This is a genomic window from Pseudomonas brassicacearum subsp. neoaurantiaca (assembly GCF_013608025.1).
Lineage (GTDB): Bacteria > Pseudomonadota > Gammaproteobacteria > Pseudomonadales > Pseudomonadaceae > Aquipseudomonas.
In genome coordinates, this window is sequence record NZ_VDLV01000011.1 from 1 (window position 1) to 230 (window position 230).

The window sequence follows — 230 nt, forward strand, 5'->3', positions numbered from 1 at the left end:
CCACATAAGTTCTGCGCCATGCCCGCAACCACCCCACATCACCGTCCCCTGTGGGAGCGAGCCTGCTCGCGAAGGCGGCAGCACATTCAACATCTCTGCAAGCTGAACCACCGCCTTCGCGAGCAGGCTCGCTCCCACAAAGGTCTGCGCCATGCCCGCATCCACCCAACATCACCGTCCCCTGTGGGAGCGAGCTTGCTCGCGAAGGCGGCAGCCCATCCAGCATCATC